The following is a 7,589-nucleotide window of genomic DNA, read 5'->3' as shown; positions in this document are numbered from 1 at the left end:
CATCGGGATCAATTAAAACTCGGAATGTAGATAGTGCCTTGGGCACGGACTTAAGCCCTTTTAGGGCGTCACCCAAATAAGCCTCCGGCTTTGCCGGAGGTAAGTTAACTTACTTAACCCAAAGGCTTTATTATTCTTTAGTCTGTTTTTACCTCAATTTACTACAGGAACAGGTTCGCTTTCGATGCAAATTTTAATACTTGGTCTTATGCTAAGTTGTTTTGCTTTATTAGTTAATTCTATTTTTTCTATAATATTTAGTAAGTTCGGAAAATTAGTTGGTAATAAATTAAATTTAGGTCGCCACATAGAGGGTTTATTAGGTTTTATCTTTTTAGGGCTTGCAACTCGCTTAGCAACGAGTAAATAATGAGATGCTAACAAGAAAATAAATAAGGGTACAAAACAGTTGGCTGCGTTTCACATTTTAGCCAACAATTACTTAGCCTGTTATTTGGGCGTTAGTGCAACTTAGATAAGGAATCGATTTGAAAATTGTTCAGTTTTTAATTTTTACTGCGAATGAATTTGGACAGCCACAATTATTTTTCATATTTTGAAGACTGGCGTATCTAACTAAAACCTGATAAATTAATAAAATACAGTATATTAGCAATGTGTCTGTTTTTTGATAAGTGCACTGGTTCGCTTATTAAGTAAGAGCTGATGCGCACTAGATAAAGGTTAGTTGCTAATCAGCCTATAGGTATAAAACGAAATTATGGACGATAATTGGCAGCCTATTCTCGGCTTAGTATCTGAATTGAAAAAATGTGATGAACAAAACTTCACTACAGCCTCTCTTGCAATGGCATTCATTTGTATTGATGCATTAGCTAGTCTTGGTCGTGCTGCTAATAAAGAAAGGGTTACACGCTCTGATTTCAAAAACTGGGTCAATACTCATTTAATCGCCCATGAAAGTCAGCCATACAAATATCGCGGTAAAGATGTTTATGCTGCTCGATGTGCTTTTCTTCATAGCTATGGTTCTAAAGCCGAGCTTCACGATCAAGATCCAGATACTATCAAGTTTGCTTACCATGATGGTGGCAAGCATGAATACAAACCTGAAATCGAAAAAGGCCTAGTTCTAATAGGGGTAAAGTCTTTCGTTAACGATGTGGTTTACGCAGTAGAGTCTTTTTTAAAACTTTGTGCTGAGGATTCAGAACTACGAAATAGAGCTCAAGCTCGTTTACCTCATGTTTTAAATACGATGCCATTCCCTTCACAATGAATAGGGCATATAACCAACCAATCAAGTTAGCTCCCTACGGTCGCCAGACGGCATTTCATGCCGCCGCTTAGTTAGGGGGCGTTAGGCGCACAAGGAGGTTTAGTGGATCTTAATCAAGTGACATTACCAGTCAAAAACATGGATGAAGCCACAGCGTTTTATTTAAAACTTGGGTTTACCCAAATTGTTGATACTGCTCATTATGCTCGTTTCGAATGCCCTGACGGAAACGCAACGTTTTCACTTTCGCTTGAAACGGGTCGTTTTTTAAATGGCGTCGTCATCTATTTCGAACATGAAAAACTAGATCAATGGGTATTGGATCTACAATCTATTGGCATCGAGTTTTACCAAGAGCCAACAGATCAACGTTACCTGTGGCGTGAAGCAATATTATACGATCCATCAGGTAATAAAATTAAACTGTATTGGGCTGGAGAAAATAGGCTAAATCCACCATGGCGAGTCGATAAGCGAGAATAACAGAGACATCCACAATGATGGCACATCACACTCTGCTCAACTTGTTCTAGGGGCAAAAAGGTGATTAGTGCCGAGAACATAGAACGCCTTGCTACAAGTGACTGCTTTTAGCAAGGCGTTAGAGAGCAATATAAATGTTGAGTCTAGGCATAGCATGATAAAAAAACTTGATCATTCGAATGAAGACGTTGCCAAGCAGATTTTTACTGTTTTTCAAAATGCTTATAAAATTGAAGCTCAACTTATTGGAGTTGTTGATTTTCCCCCACTATTGCGGGGTGTTAAAGATATCGAAAATTCAACAACACGGTTTTATGGCTTTATTGACAATGAATGTCTCGCTGCAGTGATAGAGATTACTATAGAAGATCAACATTTAGGCATTGATAGTTTAACGGTTGAGCCACATTATTTCAGGCAAGGTATTGCCAGAAAATTAATAAACTATGTTCTAGAGCTAATTGATTTTTCAGAAGCTATTGTAGAAACCGCTGTTGTAAACTTGCCTGCAATAAAGTTATACAAGCAACATGGGTTTGTTGAATGTAAAAGATGGACGCCATCTCATGGTATTGAAAAGTTAGCCATGTCGGTTGGGTCTGCTCTCTAACTAACCTGAACTCGGGATAAGCCGCGTCGCTGAATACCGCTATTTTTGCCCCTATCTGTGTTGGAATGACGAGTAATAGCGGGCTATTGCAGTCGAAACTCCGCCTTGATATCGACAATAATGTCGACACTCAGCAGGAAATGAGAGGGTAAACTCATCAGGTAATCCGTAATGGCATGATTTATAATTGAATAAAAGTAATCCGGACACTCATTATTCCGAGTTCAGGTTAACCTATGGCGTCAATCATTTATTTTCATCCGCCTTTTCTTCCCACAGGGTACCATTTCATAACATGACCGGATCTCCCTTTTGTCGGTGATTGAGATAACACAATCGATTTTATCTTTACAGACGACCAGAGACGGCAATAGATCTTTAAAAAGTGTGATCATGTGATGGCGTATAATGGCTTGTTGGTGATGAAATATGACGCTAAGGCAGGTAGATCTTAGGGCTCCGAAGTAGGCGGATAAGGGTAAAGATAACAACAACATTTTCTTAAACGGGTTATACTAAAGCGATAATGTTGCGCATCATATTGAAATCTATGGTAGTATTGTTAAAGGATAAGCTGCAGCCTAGTCTGGCTTATCCAGATGATCACCGTTCATGGACATAATCGAACGGCTAAGGGGCGCTATGCGCCTATCAAGGGGTAAATTCAACGATTAGAAATTTTGGGCAGCATTATATGATAACTATCGAGCAAAGGGCTTACTGGACACCCAGGGACAGCACTTTGACAATGCGAGAAAAATCATTGGTCACTTGCCAACTGCAACTCGATCAAAAACCCAATCCAATACGAGTGGTGTCAGCGATTCAGACCGAACTCGAATGGCAATTAAACGAGATGGAGGTCGACGATCTGGAAATGGTAGCGTTACACCTATCAATGAACACGCAGGAACCAGTGGAGATAGCCGAAATGTTAGTGGGGGCATCGCACGTCAATGAGATATTATTCAAGGTGGATTGGTCGAAGGAGTCGACGTTGTGGATCCCTGATATGACCGTGGTCAAGGAAGCAAAAGAGCTGGAAGTGGAGGATTATTACCCTTTTTATTAACCAAGCCGACACTCTCTATCGCAGGCGGGAGCCTCGCCTGCGCCCTAAAAACACCCACCAAAGTCACTAAGTAAATGAGTTTAAAGCCGAATGTCAAGCGTGAAGCGCTAAGGCACCCAGTGCGCCGAGATAAATCGGTAGGTTCTTTATTCGAGAAAGTGCAGGTGAAAGTCCTCTGCTTATTCTTTGCTCGTGATGAGGTTTATAAACCGTTAATACCCCGAGTTATGGTTTTTTAGCCGTAAGGCGTTGGCTGTTATAAAAAAGCGCGCTGATCTTGTTGGGTGAAGGGGAGCGTGAGGTGGACTTCGTCGAGATCACAGGTCCTGGCGGCCTTGGGACTTTTGCATCCAATTGGGCTGACCGGAACGAACAAGTTCCATGGAAAAATTAAGGTGGCTATCTTGTTGTTAACACTGGTGGCACTCAGCACGTCACTTTTATATCTAGCCCAATCACGTCGGGGAAGGATAATGGAAAATATCAATGGGACACCAGAGTGTGTAACGCCATGGCGTCGAAGTACGATGCCTCTAATTCCACTTGGCATCGCTATCGAGAGGCGGGTCCCACAATTTTTGATCAATCGATGATGATCGTCGTCGACGATTGGGGAGTCGATAATGCACCAAAGAAGAGTTGCAGCCTTGAAGTGATGCCACCCAGCATTAACGGTTACGCCTTACCGCTTCTTTGTTAAAGAGCGTATGTATTTTATGATGGATATTTTCTGTGCCTTGCTTACTTTCATTGGCTGAGGTAGATTGTTATTTCGACTTTTTTATTTTTTATGCTAGTGGTGAATCTCATAGTATGAGTACAATCTCAATAATCATGAATATCGTTCGACTCCGTGGGTGGCTCCTTTTATTTAGCGGCCATTAACCCTTTTCTGTTTTGGCTGCGGAGATCCCGTAACCAAGACATGTCTCCGTAGCCTCTTTTATCGAGGCAAAAATGAACAAACACCCTGTCGTTAAATCGTTAACATCCACACGATATGCGTTTATGTTGGCATTTATTGGCACACTCTTATTTTCTCTTAAGCCTATTTTTGTCAAGTTAGCCTATCAATATCCGGTTGATAGTGTCACTTTGATGACCTTAAGGATGTTGTTTTCTCTTCCTTTTTATCTTTGTGTTGTGTATATATTGCATCGATATTCAAACCAAGAGCGTGAGTCTTTAAAAGGAGTGCTTTTACCGACCATCGGTATTGGAGTATTAGGTTATTATCTTGCTAGTCTGCTGGATTTATATGGGTTGACGTATATTTCTGCGCAGCTCGAACGTTTGGTCCTTTTTGCCTATCCTACTTTGGTGGTTATTTTTGGCGCCATCTTTTTTAGAAAGAAGATCAAGCTTGTAATGTTGCTGTTGTTGGGGATAACTTATACGGGGATTCTAATCATTTTTATCAATGAAATTGAGTTGCAAGGGGATAAGGTTTTGTTAGGCAGTTCATTCGTTTTAGCCAGTGCACTGGTGTTTGCTTTTTATCTACTGTTGAGCAAAAGACAAATTGAAAAAATAGGCAGTGAAATGTTTACCTGCATTGCGATGCTGGGGGCGAGTGGGGCGATATTACTGCATTTTTCTTTAACCCATTCTCTGGAGGCTTTACGTGTTCCTTTTTCAGTATTGGCATTAAGTTTATCGATGGCAATAGTGTGTACTGTTATTCCTACTTTTCTGATCAGTCGAGCCGTCGCTGAATTGGGGGCTGATCAAGTGGCAATTGTTGGCACCTTAGGACCTGTACTGACCACGATTTTGGCGGTAAGCATATTAAATGAGACATACACTATTTATTATGGGCTGGGAACTTTGTTGGTTATTTTAGGGGTGGGGTTGTTGGGGCGAGTGAGTAAAACGTAATAAACATTGCGATTAGAGTTAGCTTGATTTTTAGGGAACGATAATCAAGATATCTGTGATCATGTCGAATATTTGATTGTTTACAGAAATTAAGGTCTTTAAAACGAATGAGTGAGTGTTGGCTTGATAAGGATAGCAATTGGTTACTTAACATAAGACCCAGAAAGCCATTCGATTTCTGAGTCTATTTGAGTTTTTAACATGTCAGTATATGTTGCTTATTACTGAGATCTTGGATTCATGTTTGGATGGGTCATTATCATGCGATGACAAAGATTAATCTAATTTATTCAGTCGTGCTTTATGGATTGGGTCTTTTAAGATGCTAGAATCCATTGCGTTGTGTACTTGTTCCTTAGCATGTTGTGCAGAATACCACATAGCATCACCAGTAAGTTTCACAAGAAGTCCTATACCTGGTATGCCAACACCTACGGTTTCAAGGGCATTGGAAACGTGATGTACTACAGAAGCGACAGATGCGCCAGAACGGATCGTTCCGGCTGCTGCATCGGCTATATGAACGGCAAGCGCTTTATAATCGCCATGTTTTAAATCATCATGTGATTCTTTCATTGCCGTTAAGACCTCTGTGACGGCAGTACTTAAGGCCTTCGGATCTAAAGTATGTGTTGCCATTTCGAAGCCCGTACTGGCAAGATCTGGGGTGTGGTGAATTGCGGTATGAACGATTTTATGCAGTTTTTCGTTCATTACATCCATTGTACTAGGCTTGAATGCTTTACCATCACTGCCAAAGCCAATAATTCGATCGCTAAGGTTTTCTTTTTTATTTGTAGTCAGTTCCGTATTGTCTTTTGGATAAGCCACTCGCAACCTGAGTCCATTACTGTTTGATTCGTTGTTGTATGAACGAACAACATCGACCCATGACTCCCGTGAAAACTCCAATTTAGATTGAGTCAGTTCATTGATATTTTCGAAAGTTCGGTTTTCTGGATGAAGATTACTTGCTAGATCAAATGTTTTAGGTGTGAGGCTTTTACTGAGTGATTGACTACTAGAAACTCCGGTCAAACCTTGAGAAATAGATGTCGTTGTTGTTGATGATGATACAGTCGGTGATGTAGTTGATGTAGTTGATGTTATAGGTAAAGGCATAATGACTCCGTGTGATAAGGTGAGTTGTGATTTATTCTTAATAAGGTAAACGGGTGACGTGCATGGTGAGTACTTGATTAATGGCATCGACTTTTTCATGAAAAGACTTAATAAGCATGCCTAAATTTTGTGGTGAGTGTAGGCAGGAAATATCGACTAAGGCTTTAAGTTCATACCCTGTTGTGGCTTTAACGAGAATGGCTTGCTCTAGTTCTAATAAGGGGATGGGCTCTTGTAAAATAATGAATAGTTCAGATGCTTGTTGAGTGATAAAGTCAAATGTTAAATCAGTAAAAGCCGACCATAGCCATAACCTGTCATCTTCAATATTAAGTGTAATACTGGGTAGTGAATCGAATTCAAGGTGGATACTAGAATGAGAGTGAATATTTGTCAGTTTATCAGCAGGGCATCCCAGCGAAATCAGCGCTTGCTCAACTAAGTACTTTAAGCTTTGGTGATAGTTTTGTGAGAAAGAGAGAGGACTTTGTATTTGCATGTATAAGCTCCATTACAGGTGTTCTAATATTAATCAAAGCGCTTAATAGATGATCAATCTATCACTTTGGTCTAAGATGATGATATTAAAAAACAAAGAAAATTACATTTAACTGGTAAGATGAGTTGACGGTTTCTTTCGTGTATGAGTGATTTGTTTCCATCCCTTAGATATTGATCTTATTTCCTCTCGTTCAGATATATTCAAGTGCTTAAATTACTTTTTTACGGGGTTCTGTATGTCAAACTGGCTTGGTATATCGTATGGCGCTGATTGCTGATTGCTGATTGCTGATTTTTGAGTTTTGAAAACGCTATTTGATGAATGTCCAAACATGGCAGATGATAACAACCTAAATTTACTGACTTTGTCAGTGACAGCTGAGTGTGACTGGTAGGTGAATCGATGTAGCACTTGAAAAGTGCCTCAATTAATCCTGCCTATTTTACCGATGATACCGTTTGTCTCATCGTATTCGATAGCGCTGAATGAGAATGTGAAACGAGAATACTGACTAGAGAGTTTTTGCTGGGTATTTTTCTTAAAGTGATAAGCGCTTATCGAACGAGTGGATCAATGCAGGGCGGGAGCATACTTTGTCGGATAATTAACCAAAGAAAACTTTTGCCCTGTAATCATCGTCCCAACTCGCCTTTTTTAGCTTATTTCGCTGACTTGGCGCACC

General features: G+C 40.2%; 8 protein-coding genes and 1 pseudogene. 7 read left to right on the top strand and 2 right to left on the bottom strand.

The genetic code is table 11. The features are described 5' to 3' along the window. Nucleotides 1-115: 115 nt before the first annotated feature. The 7 genes and pseudogenes from L2764_RS24790 to L2764_RS24760 all read left to right on the top strand — a co-directional run. A pseudogene (locus L2764_RS24790) lies at nt 116-370 on the top strand (LysE family transporter); the annotation flags it as partial. A gap of 351 nt (nt 371-721) precedes the next feature. After that, nucleotides 722-1,240 carry a hypothetical protein gene (locus L2764_RS24785; RefSeq protein ID WP_248943043.1) on the top strand — a complete coding sequence of 173 codons (519 nt, stop codon included), beginning with the start codon at nt 722-724 and terminating at the stop codon, nt 1,238-1,240. A 102-nt stretch (nt 1,241-1,342) separates the two neighbouring features. Next, on the top strand, nt 1,343-1,723 hold the full coding sequence (locus L2764_RS24780; RefSeq protein ID WP_248943042.1) for a VOC family protein: 381 nt from the start codon (nt 1,343-1,345) through the stop codon (nt 1,721-1,723). A 154-nt stretch (nt 1,724-1,877) separates the two neighbouring features. Further along, a complete protein-coding gene (locus L2764_RS24775) occupies nt 1,878-2,333 on the top strand; it encodes a GNAT family N-acetyltransferase (RefSeq protein WP_248943041.1) in 456 nt (151 codons plus the stop codon). A gap of 742 nt (nt 2,334-3,075) precedes the next feature. After that, nucleotides 3,076-3,405 (top strand): hypothetical protein, encoded by a 330-nt coding sequence (locus tag L2764_RS24770; RefSeq protein ID WP_248943040.1) that lies wholly within the window; start codon nt 3,076-3,078, stop codon nt 3,403-3,405. A gap of 511 nt (nt 3,406-3,916) precedes the next feature. Beyond that, on the top strand, nt 3,917-4,105 hold the full coding sequence (locus tag L2764_RS24765) for a hypothetical protein (RefSeq protein ID WP_248943039.1): 189 nt from the start codon (nt 3,917-3,919) through the stop codon (nt 4,103-4,105). A gap of 257 nt (nt 4,106-4,362) precedes the next feature. After that, the gene (locus tag L2764_RS24760; protein ID WP_248943038.1) at nt 4,363-5,283 is read left to right on the top strand and encodes a DMT family transporter; all 921 of its coding nucleotides are present in this window, start codon (nt 4,363-4,365) and stop codon (nt 5,281-5,283) included. A 276-nt stretch (nt 5,284-5,559) separates the two neighbouring features. On the opposite strand, the gene L2764_RS24755 is transcribed toward L2764_RS24760, so the two are convergent. Continuing rightward, complete coding sequence (locus L2764_RS24755; protein ID WP_248943037.1) at nt 5,560-6,405, bottom strand: hypothetical protein; 846 nt, start codon at nt 6,403-6,405, stop codon at nt 5,560-5,562. 37 nt (nt 6,406-6,442) lie between these two features. Then, nucleotides 6,443-6,904, bottom strand: coding sequence for an InvB/SpaK family type III secretion system chaperone (locus tag L2764_RS24750; protein ID WP_248943036.1), 462 nt, complete (start codon nt 6,902-6,904; stop codon nt 6,443-6,445). Nucleotides 6,905-7,589: the final 685 nt, after the last annotated feature.

Source organism: Shewanella surugensis (assembly GCF_023284005.1).
Classification (GTDB): domain Bacteria; phylum Pseudomonadota; class Gammaproteobacteria; order Enterobacterales; family Shewanellaceae; genus Shewanella; species Shewanella surugensis.
This window is presented reverse-complemented; position numbering and strand designations above follow the sequence as displayed.

Excerpts from the sequence above, each read along its gene's own strand:
- L2764_RS24750 (WP_248943036.1), bottom strand. The coding sequence starts at position 6,904 with ATGCAAATACAAAGTCCTCTCTCTTTCTCACAAAACTATCACCAAAGC.
- L2764_RS24760 (WP_248943038.1), top strand. The coding sequence starts at position 4,363 with ATGAACAAACACCCTGTCGTTAAATCGTTAACATCCACACGATATGCG.
- L2764_RS24765 (WP_248943039.1), top strand. The coding sequence starts at position 3,917 with ATGGCGTCGAAGTACGATGCCTCTAATTCCACTTGGCATCGCTATCGA.
- L2764_RS24785 (WP_248943043.1), top strand. The coding sequence starts at position 722 with ATGGACGATAATTGGCAGCCTATTCTCGGCTTAGTATCTGAATTGAAA.
- L2764_RS24755 (WP_248943037.1), bottom strand. The coding sequence starts at position 6,405 with ATGCCTTTACCTATAACATCAACTACATCAACTACATCACCGACTGTA.
- L2764_RS24775 (WP_248943041.1), top strand. The coding sequence starts at position 1,878 with ATGATAAAAAAACTTGATCATTCGAATGAAGACGTTGCCAAGCAGATT.